The organism is Mesorhizobium sp. YM1C-6-2, from assembly GCF_003666685.1.
Classification (GTDB): Bacteria; Pseudomonadota; Alphaproteobacteria; order Rhizobiales; family Rhizobiaceae; genus Mesorhizobium_K.
In genome coordinates, this window is sequence record NZ_RCIZ01000014.1 from 11,880 (window position 1) to 36,145 (window position 24,266).

General features: G+C 65.2%; 23 protein-coding genes. 14 read left to right on the forward strand and 9 right to left on the reverse strand.

Going from position 1 to position 24,266, the window contains the following annotated elements; genetic code table 11:
* Positions 1-290 precede the first annotated feature (290 nt).
* From D8676_RS24065 to phoB, 7 genes are all read left to right on the forward strand, one after another.
* On the forward strand, positions 291-3,968 hold the full coding sequence (locus tag D8676_RS24065) for a PAS domain-containing protein (RefSeq protein WP_121583637.1): 3,678 nt from the start codon (positions 291-293) through the stop codon (positions 3,966-3,968).
* A 456-nt stretch (positions 3,969-4,424) separates the two neighbouring features.
* Positions 4,425-5,429, forward strand: coding sequence for a PstS family phosphate ABC transporter substrate-binding protein (locus tag D8676_RS24070; protein ID WP_121583638.1), 1,005 nt, complete (start codon positions 4,425-4,427; stop codon positions 5,427-5,429).
* A gap of 112 nt (positions 5,430-5,541) precedes the next feature.
* Positions 5,542-6,930, forward strand: a complete 1,389-nt coding sequence (gene pstC / locus D8676_RS24075; RefSeq protein WP_121583639.1) for a phosphate ABC transporter permease subunit PstC — start codon at positions 5,542-5,544, stop codon at positions 6,928-6,930.
* Positions 6,923-8,518, forward strand: a complete 1,596-nt coding sequence (pstA, locus tag D8676_RS24080; protein ID WP_121583640.1) for a phosphate ABC transporter permease PstA — start codon at positions 6,923-6,925, stop codon at positions 8,516-8,518. The genes pstC and pstA overlap by 8 nt, the downstream gene beginning before the upstream one ends.
* 15 nt (positions 8,519-8,533) lie before the next feature.
* Positions 8,534-9,349: a phosphate ABC transporter ATP-binding protein PstB gene (gene pstB, locus D8676_RS24085; protein ID WP_121583700.1), complete on the forward strand. Its 816-nt coding sequence runs from the start codon at positions 8,534-8,536 to the stop codon at positions 9,347-9,349.
* A 40-nt stretch (positions 9,350-9,389) separates the two neighbouring features.
* Positions 9,390-10,097 (forward strand): phosphate signaling complex protein PhoU, encoded by a 708-nt coding sequence (gene phoU / locus D8676_RS24090; protein WP_121583641.1) that lies wholly within the window; start codon positions 9,390-9,392, stop codon positions 10,095-10,097.
* Positions 10,098-10,116: 19 nt separating this feature from the next.
* On the forward strand, positions 10,117-10,806 hold the full coding sequence (gene phoB / locus D8676_RS24095; protein WP_121583642.1) for a phosphate regulon transcriptional regulator PhoB: 690 nt from the start codon (positions 10,117-10,119) through the stop codon (positions 10,804-10,806).
* Between the two features lie 4 nt (positions 10,807-10,810).
* On the opposite strand, the gene D8676_RS24100 is transcribed toward phoB, so the two are convergent.
* Positions 10,811-12,052 (reverse strand): ROK family protein, encoded by a 1,242-nt coding sequence (locus D8676_RS24100; protein ID WP_121583643.1) that lies wholly within the window; start codon positions 12,050-12,052, stop codon positions 10,811-10,813.
* A gap of 334 nt (positions 12,053-12,386) precedes the next feature.
* Here D8676_RS24100 and D8676_RS24105 point away from each other — a divergent pair, with 334 nt between their 5' ends.
* Positions 12,387-13,979, forward strand: coding sequence for a CHASE domain-containing protein (locus tag D8676_RS24105; protein ID WP_121583644.1), 1,593 nt, complete (start codon positions 12,387-12,389; stop codon positions 13,977-13,979).
* 118 nt (positions 13,980-14,097) lie between these two features.
* Here D8676_RS24105 and D8676_RS24110 read toward each other — a convergent pair whose 3' ends face one another.
* The 5 genes from D8676_RS24110 to D8676_RS24130 all read right to left on the reverse strand — a co-directional run bounded on the left by D8676_RS24110 (position 14,098) and on the right by D8676_RS24130 (position 17,271).
* Positions 14,098-14,349, reverse strand: a complete 252-nt coding sequence (locus D8676_RS24110) for a hypothetical protein (RefSeq protein ID WP_121583645.1) — start codon at positions 14,347-14,349, stop codon at positions 14,098-14,100.
* Between the two features lie 69 nt (positions 14,350-14,418).
* Positions 14,419-14,745 (reverse strand): hypothetical protein, encoded by a 327-nt coding sequence (locus D8676_RS24115; RefSeq protein ID WP_121583646.1) that lies wholly within the window; start codon positions 14,743-14,745, stop codon positions 14,419-14,421.
* 202 nt (positions 14,746-14,947) lie between these two features.
* Positions 14,948-16,000, reverse strand: coding sequence for a PAS domain-containing sensor histidine kinase (locus D8676_RS24120; protein ID WP_245427120.1), 1,053 nt, complete (start codon positions 15,998-16,000; stop codon positions 14,948-14,950).
* Positions 16,001-16,196: 196 nt separating this feature from the next.
* Positions 16,197-16,361 (reverse strand): DUF1328 domain-containing protein, encoded by a 165-nt coding sequence (locus D8676_RS24125; protein ID WP_121583648.1) that lies wholly within the window; start codon positions 16,359-16,361, stop codon positions 16,197-16,199.
* Between the two features lie 115 nt (positions 16,362-16,476).
* Entirely contained in the window at positions 16,477-17,271 is a 795-nt protein-coding gene (locus tag D8676_RS24130) for a response regulator (protein ID WP_121583649.1), read from the reverse strand.
* Between the two features lie 281 nt (positions 17,272-17,552).
* Between D8676_RS24130 and D8676_RS24135 the strand changes: the two genes are divergently transcribed.
* Together D8676_RS24135 and D8676_RS24140 are read left to right on the forward strand one after the other, a co-directional pair.
* Positions 17,553-17,699, forward strand: a complete 147-nt coding sequence (locus D8676_RS24135) for a NepR family anti-sigma factor (RefSeq protein ID WP_245427122.1) — start codon at positions 17,553-17,555, stop codon at positions 17,697-17,699.
* A gap of 3 nt (positions 17,700-17,702) precedes the next feature.
* Positions 17,703-18,251: a sigma-70 family RNA polymerase sigma factor gene (locus tag D8676_RS24140; RefSeq protein WP_121583651.1), complete on the forward strand. Its 549-nt coding sequence runs from the start codon at positions 17,703-17,705 to the stop codon at positions 18,249-18,251.
* Here D8676_RS24140 and D8676_RS24145 read toward each other — a convergent pair.
* Positions 18,237-18,605, reverse strand: a complete 369-nt coding sequence (locus D8676_RS24145) for a response regulator (protein WP_121583652.1) — start codon at positions 18,603-18,605, stop codon at positions 18,237-18,239. The genes D8676_RS24140 and D8676_RS24145 overlap by 15 nt on opposite strands.
* A gap of 126 nt (positions 18,606-18,731) precedes the next feature.
* Positions 18,732-19,841 carry an AI-2E family transporter gene (locus D8676_RS24150; protein WP_121583653.1) on the reverse strand — a complete coding sequence of 370 codons (1,110 nt, stop codon included), beginning with the start codon at positions 19,839-19,841 and terminating at the stop codon, positions 18,732-18,734.
* Positions 19,842-19,952: 111 nt separating this feature from the next.
* On the opposite strand from D8676_RS24150, the gene D8676_RS24155 reads away from it, so the two are divergent.
* The 4 genes from D8676_RS24155 (at position 19,953) to D8676_RS24170 (ending at position 22,513) form a co-directional block, all read left to right on the forward strand.
* Complete coding sequence (locus tag D8676_RS24155; RefSeq protein WP_121583654.1) at positions 19,953-20,273, forward strand: DUF883 family protein; 321 nt, start codon at positions 19,953-19,955, stop codon at positions 20,271-20,273.
* A gap of 9 nt (positions 20,274-20,282) precedes the next feature.
* Entirely contained in the window at positions 20,283-20,735 is a 453-nt protein-coding gene (locus D8676_RS24160; RefSeq protein WP_121583655.1) for a hypothetical protein, read from the forward strand.
* A gap of 128 nt (positions 20,736-20,863) precedes the next feature.
* Complete coding sequence (locus D8676_RS24165; protein ID WP_121583656.1) at positions 20,864-21,094, forward strand: hypothetical protein; 231 nt, start codon at positions 20,864-20,866, stop codon at positions 21,092-21,094.
* Between the two features lie 306 nt (positions 21,095-21,400).
* Positions 21,401-22,513: a PRC-barrel domain-containing protein gene (locus D8676_RS24170; RefSeq protein WP_121583657.1), complete on the forward strand. Its 1,113-nt coding sequence runs from the start codon at positions 21,401-21,403 to the stop codon at positions 22,511-22,513.
* Positions 22,514-22,568: 55 nt separating this feature from the next.
* On the opposite strand, the gene D8676_RS24175 is transcribed toward D8676_RS24170, so the two are convergent.
* On the reverse strand, positions 22,569-24,116 hold the full coding sequence (locus D8676_RS24175) for an alkaline phosphatase family protein (protein WP_121583658.1): 1,548 nt from the start codon (positions 24,114-24,116) through the stop codon (positions 22,569-22,571).
* Positions 24,117-24,266 lie beyond the last annotated feature (150 nt).

Here is a 24,266-nt window from a genome sequence, read left to right on the forward strand (position 1 = left end):
CCGTACGGGGACCAGGCTGAAAGTTCACTTAACCCGTTTGCTAAAAATCCGATTACCAGCCGGTGCGTCCGCCGCCAAGCCTTCAAGAGGCGGCCAAGCGCATGCGTATCTTCCTTGGCGGGAAGATCTCGCGCCGGCGGCAGTCCGACGACCGCCGCGATCATGCCGCTGTTAGGACGCGGTCGCCCATCTGCGTCCAAGGCAAATTATGGTTAGTCAATCCTTAATGCTTCTCGCGCACAGTCGCCGCGGAGGACGGGGCAGGCAGGTCCGGTCCAGGGTGGAACGGTATGGCGGACAGGGAAGAGGCGCCGCAAGGCGCATCGGCGAGGTCTTTCGTGCGGGCACGAGGGGCGCCGCCGTGCCCGACGCGCGAGTTTCCATGCGGCGAGGTCTTCGAACTGGCGCAGGCCGGCTCCGACTGGATCTGGGAAACCGATGCCGAACTGCGCTTCTCCTGGCTCTCCGAAGACTATGAGGAAGCGACCGGCGTTCCGGCCGAGACCATGCTTGGACGCTTCCGCTTCGACTTCCTGAGGCAGGGGCCGAGCGGGTCGGCACAGGCTGAGGCCCATCTCGACGATCTGCAGTCGCGAAGGCCGTTCCGCGATTTCGTCTATGAATTCACCGCCGGCCGGCGGGACTGCCGCTGGGTCTCTATCACCGGCTTCCCGCGTTTCAGCGCCGACGGGAGGTTCCTCGGCTATCGCGGCGTCGGCCGCAACGTGACCGGCCTGATAGCGCCGTTCGAGGCGGCGCTGGAGCGGTCGCGGCTTGCCGAGTCGGTGCTGGACTCGGTCAGGGATCCGATCTTCGTCAAGGACGAGGATCTCAACTTCGTCTTTGTCAACGAGGCCTTCGCCTCGTTGTACGGACGGTCGCCGCAAGCGATGCTGGGCAGGGATGGCGGGGACTTCCTGCCGGCCGACCAGCTTGCCGCTTTCGAGCGGTCGGAGCGGCAGGTGCTTTCGAGCGGCGAGCCCTACGAAGTCGAGGAGCAGTTCGAGCAGGGCGGCGCCGAGCGCTCGCGCATCGTGCGCAAGCATCGCGTGGAGTTCGGCAGCGGCAGGCGCTACGTCGCCTGCTTCGTCTTCGACGCGACCGATATGAAGCGCCGCGAGACCGAGGCGGAGGTGGCCCGGCGGCGGCTTGCCGACGTGCTGGAATCGCTGCCCGCCGGCGTCGTCATCTACGACCGGGACGACAAGTTCGTCCTTGCCAACCGCAAGCTGCAGGATTCCCTGCCGGGCCTGCAGCCGATCTGGCGGACAGGCCTTTCCTTCCGCGACGCAGTCCTGCACGGCCGCAAGCATGGCTATTTCCGGTCCAGCGGCGACCCGGCGGTCGACATCCTCTACGAGACCGACCCGGACGCCTGGACCGAGGCCTACATGGCGCGGCACCAGTTGCGCCACAGCATGTACGAGCGTCGCAATCCTGACGGCCGCTGGTTCCAGGTCATCGACACGCGTACTGACGACGGCACCTTCATCGGCGTGCGCGTCGACATCACGGAGATGAAGGAGCGCGAGAAGGCGCTGCGCAGGAGCATGCGCAAGACCGAGCTCTACCGTCACGTGCTCGACGAGCTTCCGGTCCCCGCCTACGTCAAGTCGGAGGATCTCACCTTCGAGTTCGTCAACAAGGCGTGGAGCGACCTCACCGGCATCTCCAAGGAGGAGGCCTCGGGGCAGACGGATCGCGATTTCTTTGCCGGCGAAGGCGACGGCTTTGCCGAGCGCGATCTCTCTGTCATCGGCACCGGCATCGCCAACGAGGTCGAGGAGACGCTGACGCGCCGTGACGGCACACAGCGCCAGCTCATCGCCAAGAAGAGCCGGCTCGTCGCCAGTGACGGCACCGTGCACCTGATCGGCTCGAGCACCGACATCACCGAGGTCAAGGCGCGCGAGGCGCGGCTCCAGGAAAGCCAGCGCGAGAACGAGATCTTCCGCAGCCTGATCGACAACGTGCCTGTGGCGATCTACGCCAAGCGCAACGACCTGAAGCTCTTCTACGTCAACAAATACTGGACCCAGCTCACCGGCGTTCCCTACCACGAGGCGATCGGCAGGACCGACTTCGAGGTCTCCGGCGACGACGGCCTCGCCTTCATGGAAGACGACCGGGCCATATTGCGCACGGGCGACAGGCGGGAGATCGAGGAGACGCTCACCGCACCTGATGGCGGCGTGAGGTACCAGATGGCGCGCAAGGGCTCGATGGTGGCCTCCGACGGGACGCTCTATCTGCTTGGCTCGACCATCGACGTCACCGAGCAGAAGGAACGCGAGAAGGAACTGCGGGAAGCGCAGCGCCGGGCGGTGCTGGCCGACCGCGCCAAGTCCGAATTTCTCGCCAATATGAGCCACGAGATCAGGACGCCGATGAACGGCGTTCTCGGCATGGCCGAACTGCTGGCCCGCTCCGACCTCGATCCCAAGCAGAAGACCTTCACCGAGATCATCGTGAAGTCGGGCAATGCGCTGCTCACCATCATCAACGACATCCTCGACTTCTCCAAGATCGACGCGGGGCAGCTCGTGCTCGACCCCGCTCCCTTCGCGCTCGCCGAGGCGATCGAGGACGTTGCGACGCTGATCTCGACGCGGGCCAAGGAGAAGGATCTTGAGCTGATCGTGCGCGTCGAGCCGGGACTCAACGAGAGCTATGTCGGCGATGTCGGGCGCTTCCGGCAGATCATCACCAATCTGATCGGCAATGCGGTGAAGTTCACCGATTCCGGTCATGTGCTGGTCGACGCCAGCGGCGAGCGGCTGGACGGCGCGACGCGGATCCGCATCGCGGTGACCGACACGGGCATCGGCATACCGTCCGACAAGCTCGCCGCCGTGTTCGAGAAATTCAGCCAGGTCGATGCCTCGTCGACGCGCCGGCACGAGGGCACGGGGCTCGGCCTCGCCATCACTTCGCGCCTGGTGTCGCTGATGGGCGGAGAGATCGGTGTCGAGAGCGCCGAGGGCGAGGGCTCGACATTCTGGTTCACGGTGACGTTGCCCAATGCCGGCCGTTCGCGCCGGCGGGTGACGCCGTCCGACGTCACCGGCGCCCGCATCCTGATCGTCGACGACAATCAGGTGAACCGTTCGATCCTGTCCGAGCAGATGGCTTCCTGGGCTTTCGATTCCTGCGCGGCCGAAAGCGGCGAGGAAGGGCTGAAGGTGCTGGCCGCCGCCGCGGCCCAGGGGATTGCCGTCGACTGCATCGTTCTCGACTACCAGATGCCCGGCATGACAGGCGGCGAGATGGCGCGCATCGTCCGCGCCACCCCCGGCATCGCGGACACGCCGATCGTCATGCTGACCTCGGTCGACCAGTCCCTGTCGGGACCCGGCTTCCGGAACCTCGCCATAGAAGCGCAGCTCATCAAGCCGGCGCGCTCGTCGCTGCTGCTCGAGACGATCGTGGCGGCGATCCAGAAGCAGCGCGCGCCGGCTGAGGACATGGCTGTCGATCGGACGGAGCCGGTTGCGCCGGCCGGGCCGAGTGGCTCGGAACCGCCCCCCGCCCAGGCCAGGAAGGCCGGCAAGCTCGCCGGTGACGGGCATGGCGTCGACATATTGGTGGCGGAGGACAACGAGGTGAACCAGCTCGTGTTCACGCAGATACTCGGCGAGACGGACTACAGTTTCGAGATCGTTTCCAACGGCCGGCTGGCGCTCGCGGCGCTCGACGAAGTGAACCCACGCATCATCCTGATGGACGTGTCGATGCCGGAAATGAGCGGCCTCGAGGCGACGGCGGCGATCAGGAACGCAGAAGCCGGCAGCGGACGCCACATACCGATCATCGGCGTCACCGCCCATGCGCTCAAGGGCGACCGCGAACGCTGCATTGAGGCCGGCATGGACGACTATCTGCCCAAGCCGATCAGCCCTAAGGCCTTGATTGAAAAGGTCGAACGCTGGACCGCGCAAGCCGGAGCCGCGAATCGCCATGCCGGCTGAGTGACGTGCGCTATGGTGTGATCGCACCATAGCCGCCGTTCCTGCCCAGGGATTAACCATAAGGCTATTCTGTTCGCTTCAGCGGGCGGGAGCAGCGGCCGCCGACCAAAGACGGTGTCAATCCCCAACGCGACACTGTTTCGGCGAGGCCCGGCCAGGCCACATCCCCTGGCTGCAGGCGCCGCCTCCCGCCCGATTTTTTTCCAGAAATCGCATTGTCGCCGCGAGCGCTGCATCGGGCATCCCCGATGCCGGTCACATTTACTGTTTCCCTTACGCATAGGGCCGCCGCCCGGAAGCGGTTCCCAGCAACGCTAAGATTAGCCGGCGTACTGTTCCTGCCTGCGTTACGGGACTGACATCAAACTGTCATCCAACTGTAATAGTCAAAAGCTAATGGCTCACCGGGCGCTGAGGACACGCGTCCTTGACAGTTTCCGAACAGGAGCAGGCTAGATGAAGAAAACAATCCTTACCGCGTCGGCCGCTGCCGTCGCGCTCGCCGCATCGGCTGGCTATGCCGCCGCGCGCGACCAGATCCAGATCGTCGGTTCTTCGACCGTGTTTCCCTTCACCACCGCGGTTGCCGAGAAGCTCGGCCAGGGTGGCCAGTTCAAGACGCCGGTCGTCGAATCCACCGGTACCGGCGGCGGCATGAAGCTGTTCTGCGCCGGCGTCGGCGAGAATACGCCCGACTTCACCAACGCTTCGCGCCCCATGAAGGACAGCGAGCTGGCAGAGTGCAAGGCCAATGGCGCCACTCCGGTCGAGATCAAGGTCGGGTTCGACGGCATCGTCATCGCCAACTCGAAGGCCGGCTCTGCCGTGGACCTGACCAAGGAGCAGCTTTTCAAGGCGCTCGCCAAGAACGTGGCGGTCGACGGCAAGGTCGTCGCCAACCCCTACGTCAATTGGTCCGACATCGACGCTTCGCTGCCGGCCACCAAGATCGAGGTTCTCGGCCCGCCGCCGACCTCGGGCACGCGCGACGCCTTCGTCGAGCTGGTCATGGATGAGGCCTGCCAGGACGAGGTCAAGGCTGCCAACGAGAAGGGTTGCGGCGAAATCCGCGAGGATGGCGCCTATGTCGAGGCCGGCGAGAACGACAATCTGATCGTGCAGAAGCTCGAAGCCAATTCGAACGCCTTCGGCATCTTCGGCTTCTCCTTCCTCGACCAGAACGCCGACAAGTTGCAGGGCCACAAGATCGGCGGCATCGAGCCGACCTTCGAGAACATCGCCTCGGGCGACTACGGCGTGTCGCGTTCGCTCTTCATCTACGCCAAGAAGGAACACGTCGGCGTGATCCCCGGCATGGCCGAGTTCATCGCCGAATACACGTCGGAAGGCGCCTGGGGCACGGAGGGTTATCTCGCCGACAAGGGCCTGATCCCGCTGCCCGACGCCGAGCGCGCTTCGGTTGCCGAGGCCGCCAAGGCTCTGAAGGGCATGGGTTCCTGATCCCATCCGGTAATCGGCCCGTCCGGCTTCTTGCCGGCCGGGCCTTGTCCGCCGAACGGCTTCAGCCTCGGGCGGACGTGTTCAGGTACAGCAGGCGCGGGGTCCGTCCGACATGGTTCTGTACATCGTTGTAGCATTGCTGGCGCTGGCTGCAGTGGCCTTTCTCCTCGGTCGCGGCCGCGCCCTTGCTGTCGTCGGCGGCGAGGTCGCCAGGCTGCATTCCCTGCCGGCCCAGCACGGCAGCTACCTCGCGCTCTGCGCTGCCGGCCCGGCGCTGCTTGCCCTGGCCGCCTGGGCCATCTTCAGCCCCGGTGTCGAAACTTCGATCATCAAGTCCCGCTTTGCCGCCGATCTTGCCGGACTGGGCGTCCCGCAGGTCGAAGCGTTCATCCGCGACGCCAAGGCGATCGCCTTCGGCGGCCTCGTCGGCTTCACGGATGCGACCAAGGAGGCCGCCGCGGCTGCCTACCGCAGCATCCACACCACGAGCGTGGTGCTGATTGGCTCGTTCTGCGCGGCGCTTGCCGTCGCCGGATTCCTTTACGGCTACCGGAGGATCGCCCCGGCTTTCCGCGCCCGGCATGTCGTCGAGCGCGTGGTGCGGATCGTGCTGATCGCCTGCTCGGTCGTCGCGATCCTGACCACGATCGGCATCGTGATGTCGCTGATCCTGGAATCCCTGCTGTTCTTCGCCGAGGTTCCGTTCTTCAAGTTCCTGTTCGGCCTGCACTGGTCGCCGCAAAGCGCCTTCACCGGCGCGGGCGCGGAGGCCGGCGCGGTGAACCAGGACATCTTCGGCGCCATACCGCTGTTCGTCGGGACGCTGCTGATCACCTTCATCGCCATGATCGTCGCGGCTCCCATCGGCCTGATGTCGGCTATCTATCTTTCCGACTACGCTTCCAAGAGCGTCCGTGCCGTCGCCAAGCCCGTGCTTGAGATCCTGGCCGGCATCCCGACGGTGGTCTACGGGTTCTTCGCCGCGCTGACCGTCGCGCCCTTCTTCCGCGGGATGGGCGAATCGCTTGGCCTCGATGTCGCGTCGGAATCGGCCATCGCCGCCGGTGTGGTGATGGGCATCATGATCATCCCCTTCGTGTCGTCGCTTTCGGACGACGTCATCAACGCCGTGCCGCAGTCGCTGCGCGACGGCTCCGCCGGCCTCGGGGCGACGAAATCCGAGACCATCCGCAAGGTGGTGCTGCCGGCGGCGCTGCCGGGCATCGTGTCGGCGATGCTGCTCGCGGTCAGCCGGGCCATCGGCGAGACGATGATCGTGGTGATGGCCGCCGGCCTTGCCGCCAATCTCTCGATCAATCCGCTCGAAGCCGTGACGACCATCACCGTGCAGATCGCTACCCTGCTGGTCGGCGACCAGGAGTTCGACAGCGCCAAGACGCGCGCCGCATTCGCTCTCGGCCTCGTCCTCTTCTGCGCAACGCTCGCCCTTAACGTCATCGCGCTCCGCGTCGTCAAGAAATATCGGGAACAGTATGACTGATATCGCCTCGACCATCGGCGGCGGCGCCGACCGCGCCTCCGGTATTCATACGAACGATGCCGCCAAGGCGCGCCTGAGAGGGCGCTACGCCGCGGAGTTGCGCTTCAAATGGCTCGGCGCCGGGGCCGTGGCGCTGGCGGGGCTCTTCCTGCTGTTGCTGCTGTCGACCATCGTGACGCAGGCGCTGCCGGCATTCCGGATGAACTACCTGACGGTTCCGGTCGAGCTTTCGGCCGAAAATATCGATCCCGCCAATCCGGCAGGCGCGAACTATCTCGGCATCGTCCAGGATGCGCTCGCCGCGAAATTCCCGGACGTGACCGGCCGGCAGGAGCGCAGGCTGCTGCGCGGCATCGTCTCCAGCGGATCCGGCGTTTTCCTGCGCCAGGCGATCGAGAACGATCCGTCGATGCTCGGCAAGACGGTCGAGTTCTCAGCTCCGCTCGACGATTTCTCGGATCTTTATCTCAAGGGGCTGCTCGCCAAGAGCGCCGAGCCGCAGGCGCTGAACGGCGTCACTGTCTCGGCTGCGACGGGCGACGTCGACCTGACCTTTGCCGACGACACAGTCGCGCGCCTGGCGCGCGGAGCCGGCGCGACGGATGACACCGGTGTGCTGCGGCTGACCAGCTCGGCAGCCTCGCTTTTCGTCGACGTCGCCGGCGGCACGGTCAAGCTCACCGAGGTCGGGCCCGGCAACACCGCCAAGGGCATCGTCCTGGAGGCGCTGTCCGCACCCGTCTCCGCGCCGGCCGGCGCGGTGCTGCGGACCATCACCACCCCGGAAGCCAGTCGCAAGATCAGCGACCGCGAAATCGTCTGGCTCGACAATCTGAAGGCGCAGGGCGCGGTCGAGAGCCGCTGGAATACGATCTTCCTCTTCACCGGGGCCAGCCGCGAGGCCGAACTCGCCGGAATCTGGGGCGCCGTCGTCGGCTCGTTCCTCACCCTGATCGTGACGCTGGCGGTCGCCTTCCCGATCGGCGTCTCGGCGGCCATCTATCTCGAGGAATTCGCGCCGAAGAACCGCATCACGACCCTGATCGAGGTCAACATCAACAATCTCGCCGCCGTGCCGTCGATCGTGTTCGGTCTGCTCGGTCTCGCCGTCTTCCTCAACCTGTTCGGCATGCCGCGCTCGGCGCCCGTCGTCGGCGGCCTGGTCCTCGCGCTGATGACCCTGCCGATCATCATCATCGCGTCCCGCGCCTCGCTGCGGGCGGTGCCGCCGTCGATCCGCGAGGCCGCGCTCGGCATCGGCGCATCCAAGGTGCAGACCGTCTTCCATCACGTCCTGCCGCTCGCCATGCCGGGCATCATGACGGGAACGATCCTCGGCATGGCGCATGCGCTGGGCGAGACGGCGCCGCTGCTGATGATCGGCATGGTGGCGTTCATCGTCGACATCCCGGGCGGCTTCACCGACCCGGCGACGATCCTCCCCGTCCAGATCTTCATGTGGGCCGATTTCCCGGAGCCGGCGTTCCAGCAGAAGACCTCGGCGGCAATCCTGATCCTGCTCGGCTTCCTCGTCATCATGAACGCCGTCGCGGTGATCCTGCGCAAGCGCTTCGAGCGCCGCTGGTAAATGGAGCACGAACCGATGAACATCCTCACCGACGTCGCAATCGAGAACAAGCTGAATCCCATGACGAACGAACCGTCCGTGAAGATGCAGGGCAAGAAGGTCACCGTGCACTACGGCGAGAAGCAGGCGCTGTTCGGCGTCGATCTCGACGTGCGCGAGAAGCAGGTCACCGCGCTCATCGGACCGTCGGGCTGCGGCAAGTCGACCTTCCTGCGCTGCCTCAACCGGATGAACGACACGATCCCGATCTGCCGCGTCGCGGGCGAGATCACGCTCGACAAGGAGGACATCTACGACCCCAGGATCGACGTGGTGGAGTTGCGGGCGCGCGTCGGCATGGTGTTCCAGAAGCCCAATCCGTTTCCGAAGTCGATCTACGAGAACGTCGCCTATGGCCCGCGCATCCACGGCCTGGCCAAAAGCCGCGCCGAGCTCGACGAAATCGTCGAGTCGAGCCTGAAGAAGGCGGCTCTATGGAACGAGGTGAAGGACCGTCTCTCCGAATCCGGCACCGGCCTTTCGGGTGGCCAGCAGCAGCGCCTCTGCATCGCGCGCGCCATCGCCGTCTCGCCGGAGGTCATCCTGATGGACGAGCCGTGCTCGGCGCTCGACCCGATCGCCACCGCCAAGGTCGAGGAGTTGATCGACGAGCTGAAGCAGAACTACACGATCGTCATCGTGACGCACTCGATGCAGCAGGCGGCGCGCGTCTCGCAGCGCACGGCGATGTTCCATCTCGGCTATCTGGTCGAGGAAGGGGCGACCGACAAGATGTTCACCAATCCCGACGACAAGCGCACGCAGGACTACATCACCGGCCGGTTCGGCTGAGCGGGTTCCTGTGGAGGCGGCACGAGACGAGGATATTTCCATGAGCAAACACACGGTCACCTCATTCGACGAGGAACTGACGCATATCGACCGGCTGATCCGCGACATGGGCGACCTCGCCGGGTCGATGGTCGGCGCGGCGATCCGTTCGCTTGTCCTGTCGGACAATGCGCTGGCGCAGCGCGTCATATCGGACGACGTCATCATGGACGCCCGCCAGCGCGAGCTGGACGACCGCGCGATCACGCTGATCGGCAAGCGCCAGCCCATGGCGCAGGATCTGCGCGCCGTGGTCGGCGCGATCTGCATGGCCGGCGACCTCGAGCGCATCGGCGATCTCGCCAAGAACATCGCCAAGCGTGTCAGCGCGGTCGGACAGAGTGCTGCGCCGATCAAGCTGGCGCACGGCATCGAGGGCATGTCCGAAATGGTGCTGGGCCAGGTGCGGGGCGTGATCGAGCTCTACAGCGCGCGCGACGCCGACGGCCTGAAGGCTTTGCGCACCGACGACGAGAAGATCGACGTGAAATACACGGCCGTGTTCCGCGAGCTGCTCACCTATATGATGGAAGACCCGCGCAACATCACCACCTGCACGCATCTCCTGTTTTGCGCGAAGAACCTCGAGCGGATCGGCGACCACGTGACCAACATCGCCGAAAACGCCTATTATGTCGTGACGGGTGAGCAGTTGCCCGTCAGCCGGCCAAAGATCGACGAGACCACCTTGTCGGTGCTGGCGCAGTAGGCGGCAGGAATAGCTTGAGATGATCGCACCGAAAGTCATGGTGGTGGAAGACGAGGAGCCGCTTGGCGTGCTCCTGCGTTACAATCTGGAGGCCGAGGGCTACCAGGTCGAGATCGTCACGCGCGGCGACGAGGCCGAGGTCCGCCTGCAGGAGCACGTTCCCGACCTCCTGGTGCTCGACTGGATGGTCCCGGGCATTTCCGGCATCGAGCTCTGCCGGCGGCTGCGGATGCGGCCGGAGACGCAGCGCCTGCCGATCATCATGCTGACTGCGCGCGGCGAGGAAAGCGACCGTGTACGCGGCCTGTCGACCGGCGCCGACGATTATCTGGTGAAGCCGTTCTCGACGCCGGAATTCATGGCGCGGGTGAGGGCGCTCCTGCGGCGTGCCAAGCCCGAGGTCCTGTCTTCGGTGCTCAAGGTTGGCGACATCATGCTCGACCGCGAGGCGCACCGCGTCTACCGCAAGAAGAACGAGATCAAGCTCGGCCCGACCGAGTTCCGCCTGCTCGAATTCATGATGCGCCATCCCGGCCGCGTCTTCTCGCGCAGCCAGCTGCTCGACAATGTCTGGGGCGAGACGATCTATATCGACGAGCGCACGGTCGACGTCCATGTCGGCCGCCTGCGCAAGGCGGTGAACAACGGCCGTATGCCGGATGTCATCCGAACCATACGCGGGGCCGGCTACGCCATCCGCGAGGACTGACCGGTCAGGCGAGTTCCTTGCCGGCGCTTTCCGGCGTGTCCGTGCGCGTGGCGAATATCTCCTGATCGACGAAGGTGAGCGCCCGCATCGCGCAGCCTTGCCGGATGAGCGGCAGTTCGTCCGTCACCGCATCGAAGGAGATGGCGTCCGAATGCTGCCCGCCGGCGGTCTCGGCTATCGCGGCGCGGATATGCGGCTCCATCAGGTCGAAAGCGTCCGCACCGCCGCCGATGAAGGCGATGGGGGCGGGGTCTATCAGCGCGAACAGGCTTCCGATGCCGTAGCCGATCGCCGTGCCGGCCTTGCGGTAGGCCTCGCGCTCCGGGCCCTCGGCGGCGCGGGCGCGGGCGGCGACCGCCTGCATGTCGGCATTGCTCACGCTGTCCTCGGGCATCGAAAATTCGCTTTTCTGCTGCGCATTGCGCCAGATCGCGTAGTCGCCGGCATAGGCCTCGACGCATCCGCGCCGGCCGCAGCGGCAGAGCGCGCCGCCGGGTTGGTGGATCATGTGGCCGAACTCGCCGCCGGAGGATCGGGTGCCGGTGAAGAGTTCGCCTTTCAGCACCAGCCCCATGCCGATGCCGTGCGACAGGAGCATGGCGATGAAGTCGTTGCGATAGCGGCTCGGATCGCGCCAGCGCAGCGCCATCGCCATCATGTTGCAGTCGTTCTCGACCCTCGTCGGTATGGCGATCTCGTGCTCCAGTATGTCAGCGAACGGAATATCCCGATGCGGCGTGATCGGCGACCAGAGCATGGCGCGTGCAGCGGCGTCGGTTATGCCCTGGATGGCGAGCACGATGCGCAGCGGCTTGCCGCGGCCGGTATGGCCTGCCGTTAGCCGGCGCAGCATGGCGACGAGTTCCGAGACGAGATCGTCCCTCTGGACGGCCGCCGTCGACACGTTGTGCTTCTCCTCTGCGACCATGCCGCCGGCATAGTCGATGATCGCAGCCGAAAGGTGGTTCAGCGAAAGCACCGCGACGGCGACGGTTCCAGCCTTCGGATCGAGCGCCAGCGCCACCTGAGGTCGCCCGCGCCGCGCCGCCGGCAGCTCGCCGCCCTTCGGTTCGGCGAGAATGCCCTCGGCGATCAGATCGGCCGAGATTGCCGAAATGGTCGAATGGCTGAGGCCGGTGGCGGCGGCGATTTCTGTGCGCGACGGCTGGCCGGACCGGCGCACCGCGGAGATGACCATCGCGCGATTGCGGCGGCGCAGATCGTCATGGCGGATTCCAGCCGTCATTTTCCTTTGTGTCTCCCCTGACGGTGGCCCGGAGCCATGAGAAGACCCCTGCCTGACCTCAACGACAAAACATCGTCTGGCGTGCCTTGCCAAGTCATTCCTGGCGCAGTCCGTAAAATTGAATGACAGGGGATGTCCGCGTCACCGAAACGGCGAGGAAAAAGTGCTTTGCATGATCATTTCGACGCCTTGCAAGAGGCGCAGTTCCGCTGAAAAACGGGAGGTTGCGACCATACGCATGGCGGGCCGGGGGTGGCCCCCTGAATTTTGCGTTGTATAGATGGGGTCGAGCGTCGATAAGGGGGTCCGAGGCTCCAGAAAACCAGGTCGGCGATTGAAAAAGCATTTCCCCATAGTCGCCTTCGCCGCCGTCGCTCTCGCCAGCCTGGCGATGGCCGGTTTCGCCTATCTGGCGGCGGAAGAGGCGACCCGCATCAAATTCGAGGCCACGGCCGACGACGCGCTGAATCGCATCCAGAGCCGGGTCGACCTGCATCTGTCGCTGCTGCGCGAACTGGACGCATTTTTCTCTGCCCGCGCGGGCCAGGTGACGGGGGGCGAGTTCAAGACCTATTTCGAGGCGCTGCAGGTCGAGAAGAATTTCGAGGGACTGCAGTCGCTTGGCCTTCTCGGGGTAGGAAAACCCGGTGACGAGGCGCTTCTCGAACAGGCGATCAGCGAGCGGCTGAACGTCGAGAAGCCGATCTTTCCGCCCACGTCTGACGGCGACTGGCGGATGCCGGTGCTGTTGATGGAGCCGTTCGATCGGGACCGGATCGGCTACGACATGTTCAGCGACCCGCAGGCGCGCGAAGCGATCCTCGCCGCGATGGAGACGGGCGAGGCGCGGGCGACCGGCCGCACGCTTCTCGGGCCTCAGCTAGGCGTGCAGGCATCTCCGGGTTTCCTGCTGTTCTCGACGCTGGAACGGCCCGGCGCGCCCGAAGCCCAGCCGATAGGCATGCTCTTCGCCGCGTTCCGCACCCAGGAACTGGTCAAGTCCGCGCTGGACAAGTTCCCGGCGCTGCCGGTCAATGCCAGGGTGTTCGACGGCGGCAGCGACGCGGCGAACCTGTTGTTCCAGTCGGAGGCCGAGCCCGCATACGGCGTGGATTTCACCACGGTCCGGCAACTGCTCGTCGCCGGCAGACCGTGGACCATAGAATTCCGGCCGACGGCGGGCTTCACGCGGCCGTCCTCGCCGGTCGTCCCGTTGCTGCTCGGCCTGTTCGGCGTCCTGCTCGCCGTGGCGATCGCGCTGTTGCAGCGCTATCAGGCGCGCGCCTATGACGCGATGTCGAAGCTGCAGGAGGCGGCGGAGAGCAGCCTTCTCGAAAAGGACCTGATGCTTCAGGAGATGAAGCATCGCATCAAGAACTCGATCACCCGCGTGCTGGCGATCGCGCGCCAGACGGCGGCCAACGCCAAGGACATAGGCGAATTCCAGGAATCCTTCTCGGCGCGCCTGCAGGCGATGGCCGCGTCCCAGGACATGCTGACCCGCTCGCGCTGGCAGAAGGCCGATCTCGGCGAACTGCTGCGCATCGAGCTTGCGCAGGTCTTCGGCAAGGAGCTGCCGGGCGGCATGCTCAGCGGGCCCCGGGTCATGCTGTCGGAAACGGCGACCCAGGCGCTCGGTCTGACCTTCCACGAACTGGCCACCAACGCGCTGAAATATGGCGAAGCCGGCAATTCGACCGATGCGCTGAAAGTGGAATGGCGGCTGACGGACGAAGGCGACATGCTGGCGCTTTTCTGGCGGGAGACGAGCAACGCTGCCGTGACGCCGCCCGAAAAGCCGGGTTTCGGCACCCGGCTCATCGATATGAACATCACCCGCGAACTGAAGGGCACGATCCGGCGCGACTATCGGGCGGATGGCCTGCATATCGAGATCGAGATACCGCTGGGCGGTATGAGAAACTGAAACCCGGCTAAGCAAGAACGCCAGGCAAGAAAATCAGACAAAAGAAAAGCCATCCCGGCGACCAAGCCGGGACAGCCCTTGTCTTTGGGAGCGGCTGGCGCCGCCCGCCGTGTTCGCCTTAGCGGCAGCGAGCCTCGTAGATACGGCCGTTGCGGTCGCGATAGCGGCACCAGCCGTCGCGGGTCGCCTTGCCGAGCAGCACGCCGGATGCCGCGCCAACCACGCCGCCGACGATCGCACCGCCCGCGTCGCCCGTGGCCAGAGCGCCGATACCGGCACCCACCAGGCCGCCGGTCGCCGCGTCCTGTTCGGCAGTCGTGCAGCCGGCCAGCGCCACCATGGCGGCAACGGCAAAGATAGTCTTTCTCATAAAAGGCTCCTCAGTTTGGTCGTCCCGCCCTCTCATAGCACGCAACGGCGGTTTTTTGCGCGCCGGAAACTATTCTTGGCTAAGATAGTCTTTTTCGCGGCTTTCCGGCCTGGATGCAATCATGATTTCGGGCACTTCGATCATGGCATAGAGCGTCCCATCCGGCTTGACGTCCCACACCAGCTTGGCGTCTTCTTCCTCGATTGCCGGGTCGACCTCGACGCATTGGCCGAAGACCTGGGGATGCTTGGTCGTGAAAAGGCTGATCGACGGCTGCAGATCGCCTTCGCATTCCTCCACCGTTTCGTAAACGGCCACCGGCGGCGGCAGTTCGCTGCATTGTGCAAGATCGTCCGAGCATCCGATTATCAGCAGCAAGGCGGCTATGTGTTCCATGGCAGTCACCTCTCACAACGAGAGAACGACCCCTCTCAAGCCGGAAAAACGCCGTGGCTGCCGGGATGGTTCCCGCGGCGGCGGCTGCATGGCGGTAGCGAATCCGTGAAATCGCTCGTGCGGAGCCGTATCGGATTGATATCACTGGATAAAAGGTAATCGCTCTCCGGGAGCTCCGGCCGGCTCCGTAGGCTCGCCGAACCTATCCGGTCTCGAAATTCCCGAACGGGATGACCAGCCTGTAGTCAAGGGCGCCATTCTCGATCTTCAGGCTGGCGCTGCCGTTGAGCGAGGCCGGCACCACGCGTTCCAGCGCGACGCTGCCGAAGCGCTTCTCGCGCAGTTCCGGCTCGTTGTCGGTGGCGCCGATCTTCTCGTGCCAGGTCAGCAGCAGTGATTGTTGCCCGGCCGTATCGGGTTCGAGATGCGTCTCGAGCGAGACCTTTCCGCCCGGTCTCGACAGCGCCCCATAACTCACGGAATTGGCCACTAGCTCGTGCAGGGCCAGTCCAACATGCAGGGCGGCGTTCGGATTGAGCCAGGGCTTTTCGCCCGTCAGGCGCACGGCGTTTTCCGGCGTCGGGCGATAGCGGGACACCTGCTCCGCCACCAGCTCGCCGAGATCGGCGCCGCGCCAGTTGGACGAGGTGACCAGATCCTGCGAGGAGGCCAGCGACTGCAGCCTTCCGTGGAAGCGCGCGAGGAATTCCTCGATCGTCGAGGAATGGCGTCCGGTCTGGGTGGCGATGCTCTGGATGATGGCGAGGAGGTTGCGCGAGCGATGGCTGACTTCGCGCAGCAGCACCCGCAAGGTCTTCTCGCGGCGCTTCTGCTCGCTGGTTTCGATGACGGTGGTGACGATGCCGTGCACCTCGCCGTCAGGCGCCAGGTCCGCGTCGATCCATAGATCGAACCACTGGTCCTCGCTCTGTCCCGGGACGCCGGGAATGCAGATGTCGAGGCGGTCGGAGGGCGCTCCCGAAAGCACCGCCTGCTTGGCGGCGATGACGGTTGCCGCGACTTCGGGCGGCAGGAAGTCGCCGTCTGACATGTCGGTTATGCTGCCTGGCGACCAGGAGGGCGGCACGTTCTGCGCCCAGGCCACGCGCAGGTCGGGATACTGGTACAGCACGGAAACGGCGGTGTTGCTGAGGGCCCGCGGTAATCCGAACGCGATCTGCGCGCCCATGTCGGGACTGGGCGGACCGGTCGCCCTCCTGTTCCCCTTCCTGTCCCCTCCGGATGCTGACTTCATGATCTGGACCTGTGATTGGCACCGGACCGGGCTGTTCGTCTCCTATGCGGAGATCACAAGATACTGCTGGTGCTCTGCATGCGGTTGCTTGAAGAAAGGTCCGCCGGACAGAGCTCCGTTGGAAAAGCTCTGCCCGGCGGCAACTGGAAACCGATTGAGGGGTGCGGCTTCCAGCATTCGAGACTGGAGCGCCTCGTCACGCCCGGCGGAAGAGTCCGGCCAGAAGCGAGATCACGAGGAAGGCCAGGAACACGAAGAACAGGATCTGCGCGATGCCCGCGGATGTTCCGGCGATGCCGCCGAAGCCGAGCGCTCCGGCGATGATGGCGACAACAAGAAAAACAAGAGCCCAGTAAAGCATGATCGATCTCCTCGAATTCGGATGCGTCGGAAACGGCGCATCCGGTAATTTGTTCCGGAAACTCAACAAAAAGGCCGCCCTGCGGCGGCCTTTTCCCTAGCGGGCGAAGCGTGCCTCAGGCTGCTGCCTTGGCCTGCCGGTCGAAGAAGAGCGCCTGGCTGATCAACGCCTTCACCATGTCCGGATTGAAGGGCTTCGTGACCAGGAAGGCCGGTTCCGGCCTTTCGCCGGTGAGCAGGCGCTCGGGGAACGCGGTGATGAAGATCACCGGCACCGATGCCGTCGACAGGATTTCGTTGACCGCGTCGATGCCCGAACTGCCGTCGGCGAGCTGGATATCGGCGAGGATCATCTTGGCGCGCGAGTTCTTGAACATCGCGGTCGCCTCGGCATGGGTGCGTGCCGTGCCGACCACGCGGTGGCCGAGGCTCTCGACCATCTGCTCGATGTCCATGGCGATCAGCGGCTCGTCCTCGATGATCAGGATGTCCGTCGCGACCTGCCGCGAGATCTCGGCGCTCGCTTGGGTAAGCAGGTCGGTGAATTCCTCTTCGGTGGCGTCGAGGATCTCAGCGGCTTCCTCATTGGAGAAGCCTTCGACCGCGATCAGCAGGAAGGCCTGCCGTGTCCGTGGCGCAAGGGCGCCGAGATTGGCGGCGGTACGCTGCTCCCAGGCCGTCGGCGCGGTCTCCTGCGGCACGCGGATCGAGACCGCGGTGAAGAGCTGCGAGAAAAGACGATAGAGCGCGATGCGATCGCTGGAGGCTTTCGGAAAAATGCTTACATCGGCAATGACGGCTTCCAGCAGGGCCGCGACCAATGCGTCGCCGCTGTGCTGTGATCCGGACACCGCCCGTGAAAATCGCCGAAGGAAAGGCAAATGCGGGGCAATGGTTGCGGACAAACTCATAGTGATCCGTCTCCCTCAAGTGACGTATTGAGATTTAGGGTAAAGACCCGAAGCCTTACAACGTCAGCCGGCATCAAAAGTTCCAAAAAAAAGCGGCGACACGGGAACCATTCCGAAATTGCTGCGTTTAGCGGCCCGACAACAGGGCAACCGGCCAAAGGGGGCCTGGCGTAGTGTGGAATCATGATACGCTCGGCTTGAACCGGGGAAACAAGGGCAAAAAACCGACAATGACGAAAAAATTCACCGCCGCGGAGGTCGCGACCCGTCGCAGGCCTGCCATGGCCGATCCGCTTGGACCGAACTCCGAGATCGGCCGCAAGCTGAAGCAGTATTACGACGAACTCGTGTCCGACGAAGTGCCGGACCGCTTCGCATCTCTGCTTTCCCAGCTTGAAAAAGCTGAAACCGTCCCGAAAAAGGGTTGATGCATGGCGGTCTCCGCAGCCTTCAAGACCGATCTGCTCGGCGCCATTCCCAGTCTGCGGGCCTTCGCGGTCTCGCTGTCGCAGAATGCCGACAGGGCCGACGACCTGGTCCAGGAAACGCTGGTCAAGGCCTGGGACAAGCATGAGAGCTTCCAGCCGGGCACCAACCTCAAGGCGTGGTTGTTCACCATCCTGCGCAACGAATTCTATTCCCAGATGCGCAAGCGTGGTCGCGAGGTGCAGGATTCGGAAGGACTGATGACCGCAAGGCTCGCTGTCCATCCCAGCCAGCACGGCCAGCTCGATCTCAAGGATTTCAGGGCGGCGCTCGAGCAGCTTCCCGAAGACCAGCGCGAGGCGATCATCCTGATCGGAGCGTCCGGCTTCTCCTACGAGGAAGCCGCCGAGATATGCAATTGCGCGGTCGGCACCATAAAGAGCCGGGTCAGCCGGGCGCGCACCAGGCTTCAGGACATATTGCAGATTTCCGGAGAGGCCGATTTCGGGCCGGACGCCATCGCCTCGCAGGTGATGGGCTCAAGCGCAGCTTGAGGGGACGCGGCCGCAGGCGGCCGCGACCGCCTCGATCAGGTCGTTGCCTGAATAGGGTTTCCCGACCAGGGTGACGCCCGGAAAGCGCTTCGCCACCTCGCCATTGTCGGTATAACCCGAAGCGAAGACGAAAGGCGTGCCGGCCTGCTGCAGCCGCGCGGCGAAATCGAGCGTGGAGACGCCGTCCAGCAGCATGTCGACTATGGCGGCGTCGAAATCCGAGCCGTCGCCGGCCTCCTCCAGGTTGCGCGCCAAGGCGACGTCGACGGCGCCGTGTTCGCGGCACAGTTGTTCGACGTCCATGGCGATGAGGAATTCGTCCTCAAGCACAAGGATTTTCAAGCCTTCGAGCATGCCGGACAAGTTGCGTGTCTCTCCTGGAAAAGGCCCCCTGGTGGGCCGGGGCAAGCGGCACTCATGCCGGCTGCCGAGAATAATGTCATTAACAAAAGACAGCAACGGGTTCAGGCCCGGCCGGCGTCACCGGTAACCCCTGTCGATGTCGTCGACGCCCCAGTTGATGCCGGGCACGATGTTGCGGATCACGGCGTATACGACGAGCAGCGCCGGGATGGCGATGAAGCCGCCGAGCGGGCCCCACAGCCAGATCCAGAAGATGAGCGCGAGCACCACGACGAACGGATTGAGCGTCATCGTGCGGCCGATCACCATGGGCGTGACGAACTGCGCCTCCAGCATGTTGATGACCAGATAGACCGCCACCGGCAGCATGCTTGCGCCCAGTGTGTCGAACTCGGCGAGCCCGACCATGAACAGGATGGCGACCATGACCACGGGGCCGACGAAGACGACGAAGTTGGTGAGCGCGGCCAGGGCCCCCCAGAGCGGCGCCGACGGTATGCCTATGAGGTAGAGCGCCACGCCCACCGCGGCGCCCTCGATGATGTTGATGACGGTGATCGACAGCAGGTAGCGCGAGACCATTTGCTCGACATCGCGAAAGATATGCGCGACCCGCCAGCGCAGACGCCGGTCGAGACAGAGCTTGAGCACCGCGGTGCGGGTCTGGTTGCGGGTAGCGACGAAGAAATAGAGGCAGGCGAAGAAGATCAGGATCTGCGCGATGACCGCCGGCGCCAGCAGCGCCACGCTTTCGACGCCCACGCCCTGGTCCACCGAGACGGTGAGGCCTTCGCCGCCGGTCAGTTCTCGCAACTGGTCGCGCACGCTTCTCAGCGCCTCCAGCGGCTCCCTGAATTCCAGGAGCTGCTGTTGAAGGTTGGACCATAGATGCGGCAGGCGCGACAGCCAGAACGCCAGAGGGGTGGCGACCACCGCGGCGAACAGGCCGACCGCGATGACGAACAGGGCCACCACCAGGGAGGCGGAAAGGGCGGGTCTGAGGCCGCGCCGCTCGAGCCGCGTGGCAAGCGGCCCGAGCATGAGGCCGAGCACGATGCCGAGGCTCGCCGGCGCCAGGATGTATTCGCCCGCGTGCAGCATGAAGACGACGGTCGCGACGCCCATGACGATCACCGCCACCTGCGCGCTGCGCAGCAAAAGAAGCTCCACATTCGACTTCGGCGGCAGCCTGACGATAGGTGCCTTCTTGGCAATTTGTTTGGACATGAAATTCCCGACGGCGCTAAAACGCGCAAACGCCCTTTGACATTCCTTTGTTCCCGTCGGAACCTCGCCACTCATGCGGCGTTGAACGCCCGCAAACGGAAGGAGCAAGCCATGGCGACTGCGGCGACCGGCAAGGCCGGCAACGAGAACCCCGATCTGGAAGCGGACATCAAGCAGCTGAAGGCCGATCTGGAGAAGCTGGCCAAGCAGATGGCGACCACCGGCGAGCACGGATACGGCACCGCCAGGCGGGCCGCCGCTATGGGCGCAGAGCAGCTCCGTGCGCAAGGCGAGGCGAAGCTCGAGGAACTGCGCGCCAGCGCGAAGGACATAGAGGAGCAGATCCTGGCGACCGTGCGCGAGAAACCCGTGACCTCGCTCGCGATCGCCGCCGGCATCGGCTACCTCTTCGCACTTCTCGCGCGCCGCTAGCCGCCGCAGATGCTGGCGTCGTTGATCGCGAGCCTGGCGTCAGGCGAGACGCTGCAGGCCATCCGGCGGGCGCGCCGTGCGGCCGTCGCATATCTGCTTGCCGGAGCCGCGGGTCTGTGCGGCGCTGGCTTCCTCCTCGGAGCTCTTTATATCTGGCTGGCCGAGCGATACGGCAGCCTGGCAACGGCGATTGGCTTCGGCGTCGGCTTCATCGTGCTTGCCCTGTTGATCCTGCTCGTCCATCGGCTGACGGCCACCTCGCGCGCGAGACGGGTGACCGAACGACGCAAGTCCGACCTTACCGCCATGGGCATCGCGGCCGCGCTCGCCGCGCTGCCGACACTGACGCGCAGCCGCGCCGGGATGGGCGCTCTGCTCGGCCCGGCGCTCGCCGTCGTCGCCTACGCGATCTACCGCGAGAACACCAAGCGGCGTCCGCGCCGGGACGATCCCCCAGGCTAGGGTCCGAGACTGGGCGGACCCGCATCTTCGAGCTGCTGGGCTCGGCCCCGGCGGAACCTGCAAACCTTCCACGCATTGAATGGTCAGGGCCTTGTTCGACAAGGCCCCGAGCAGCAAAGGAAGGACCGATGCCGGAGAAAATTCCGACGAACAAGGCCCGGCAGGGCGGATGGGGATCGCAGGTGCTGGTCGTGCTGGTCGTGGGGCTGGCGCTTGCCGGTGCGGTATGGCTCGGCCTCGAGTTTTACGGCGAAGCGATCGACTCGCGGAGCAACGATCAGCCGGGCGCCGTCCAGTCCGAGACCACGCAGCCCAGCGCGGCTGAGCCAAATGCGGCCGAACCGAATACGTCGCCGTAACCACAGGCTGCATCCGCCAGGAGATCGTCTGCCGCGGACGGCCTGGCCTCGACTGTATCCGCGTGAACAAGCGGCCCCTCGTCGGGCGCTCAAAATGCATTGAAAAATCAGTAGGATTTCCGTCCGGGTCCGCTCTGGCGGCATTCGGCAAAACTCGATGCGGAAGCGGCAGATAGTCGGAACGGATTCGCCAACTCAACGTTGTCCCAATGTAAAGTCACGCCGACCTCTCCCAGCGACGAGCAAGGCCGGCGTGACCGATGCAATGACATCGTTCCCGAAATCACGCACGAGGAGAGTTTTATCATGATCCGCAATCTCTTGGCTACGACAGCCCTCGCAACGCTTGTTGCTACCGGCGCGTTCGCGCAGGACGCGACCACGCCGGCTCCGGAACCGGCCGACCCGGCTCCGATGACCGAGACCGCTCCTGCTACGGACCCGGCAGCCCCTGCGGCTGATCAGGCCGCCCAGGCTCCCGCGATGGCGGGCGAAGGCAATCTCGCCTCCATGATCATCGGCGAACAGGTCTATAACGGCACCGGTGAAGACGCCGAAAACATCGGCGAGGTGAAGGACATCGTGATCGGCGAGGACGGCACCATGCAGGCCGTGGTCGTCGGTGTCGGCGGCTTCCTCGGCATCGGCCAGAAGGAAGTTGCGGTCGACTTCGCCCAGCTCGATTGGGCAGAGCGTAACGGCGACCGCTGGCTGGTTGCGCCGATGACCAAGGAGCAGCTCGAAACCCAGGCCGCCTTCGACCGGAGCGCCTATGAGCCGGAGCAGCCGGTAGCCGCGACCGACAGCGGCGAGCCGGCCGGCATGGCGCCGGCGCCTGACACGACGGCCCAGGCGCCTGCCGAGACCATGCCGGACACAACCGCCCCGGACGCTACGGCCGAGGCTCCGGCGGACACCACCACGGCGGTTCCGGAGACGACCGCTCAGGCTCCTGAGGCCACCGCTCCTGCCGCTGAGGCTCCTGCCGACCAGATGGCGCAGAACCCTGCGCCGGCCGATCCGGCAGCCCCGGCGCCTGAGACCACCACCGATACGACGACCACCGGCGCCATCGACAAGTCGACGCTGACGGAGCTCCCGGCGGCGGACATCCGGGCCGAGGAGATGGTCGGTACGACGGTGTACGGCGCCAATGACGAGCGCGTCGGCGAGATCGGCGATGTCGCCCTGTCGGCCGACGGCAAGATCGATGCCTATATCATCGATGTCGGCGGTTTCCTCGGCGTCGGCGAGAAGGAAGTTGCCCTCGGCAGCGATAACCTCGCCTTCATGACCGATGCCGACGGCAACAAGTATCTCTACACGAACTTCTCCAAGGAACAGCTCGACGCCGTCGCGGCCTATGACAAGAGCACCTATACGGAGAAGCGTGACGACCAGCGCCTGATGACGCAGTAAGCATCGTCGGATCGCCTGATAAGAGCCCGCGCCACGGCGCGGGCTTTTTCTTGCGTCAGATCCTCGGCAGGGTGGCCGGCGCGCCGACGACGCCCTCCTCCGTCAATGCGGAGAGCGCCAGCGACTGGTCGAGATGCTCGGCCCGCCAGGCGAGCATCCGCTCCGCCAGTTCGAGCCGCACCGACAGGAAGGCCGGGTCGGCCGCCAGGTTGGCGAGTTCCCCCGGATCGTTTTCGAGATCGTAGAGCAGCGGCGGCAGGCCGCCGCCGAAATGCACGTATTTGAACTTGTCGGTCCGCATCACCGCCAGATTGCATTGCTGCGGCCTCAGGCCGAAGTGGCGCTCGGCCGAGCCTTTTTCGATCGAGCGGAAGTCGAACTCCCAATGCGCCGCCTCGCGCCAGTTTGCGGGCGCGTCGCCGCCGAGAAAGGGCGCGAGCGACCTGCCGTCGAGATGTGCGGGCGGCGTTGCGCCAAGCAGGTCGAGCAGCGTCGGCATCACGTCGACCGCCTCGGTGAAGCGGTCGACGCGCATGCCGGCGGCCTTCCTGCGGGCGGGATCGCGGACGATCAGCGGTACATGGAAACTCTGGTCGAAGAAGCCGCCCTTGCCGAGCAGAAAATGGTCGCCCATCATTTCGGCATGGTCGGAGGTGAGCACCACGATCGTGTCGTCCCAGGCGCCGGCCGCCTTGATCGCCTGCCAGATGCGGCCGAGCTGCGCGTCGACCTCCGAGATCATGCCCCAGTAGAGCGCGCGGATGACGCGGAACTCGTCCTCGCCGAAGTCACGCACCTTGCCCTTCATGCCGGGCAGGAATTTTTCCCGCTTCTGCTTGCGGACCGCGTGGTCGAGGTAGGGATGCGCCGCCGCCTCGTCGCGCCAGCTTTCCGCCCGCGCGAAGTCCGGGCCGTCGGCTGGATCGTAGAGCGTGTTGTAGGGCTCCGGCACGATGAAGGGCGGATGCGGACTGAGGAAGGAGAGATGCGCGAACCAGTGTGCGTCCTGCTCACCCAGCCACCGGATGAACTCGCCGGCGAGGAAGGCCGCCGGGGTCTCGTCGGCCGAATAAACCGGCGGCGCGTTCGTCACCGTCTTGCCGGCGCCGTCTGCCGGCCGGTGTATGTCCGGGAAGCCGGAGGAGGCGTCCACGCCCCTTGCCGCCAGCCACGACAGCCACGGCTTCTGGTGTTCGGGCAGGAGCTGGCGGACGGTGAAGCCGGGCAGCACGCCCTCGTAGCTCCTCAGCAGCGGGTCTTCGGGCGACAGGTATCGCGGGTCGGGCGAGACATCGGTGTAGCCGAACAGCGTCGGGTCGTAGCCGAGCGCGCGGGCGGCGAGCGCGATGTTGCCGTGCCGCCGGTCGAGCGGGCTGCCGTTTCGGCAGACGCGGTTGTTCATCTGGTAGAGGCCCGTATAGAGGCACGCCCGCGCCGGCGAGCAGGGTGCCGCTCCGGCGTAGTGGCGGGCAAAAAGCACGCCTTCGGCGGCAAGCGCATCGGCGTTCGGCGTCCGCACCACCGGGTGGCCCGCCGCGGAGAGGCTGTCGCCGCGCCACTGGTCGCAGGTGATGAGAAGGATATTTGGTTTCCTGCGCGCCATGACGCTCCTCCGGGGCAGCGTCATGGAACCAGAAATCCGCCCGCTTGCAAGCCGGTCTGCCTGCGGGATACTGCCGGATCCAGCTGTCGTTCACCGAACGAGAACAGTCCTTGCTGAATTGGACTACTACCGGTGAACACTTCGATGGAC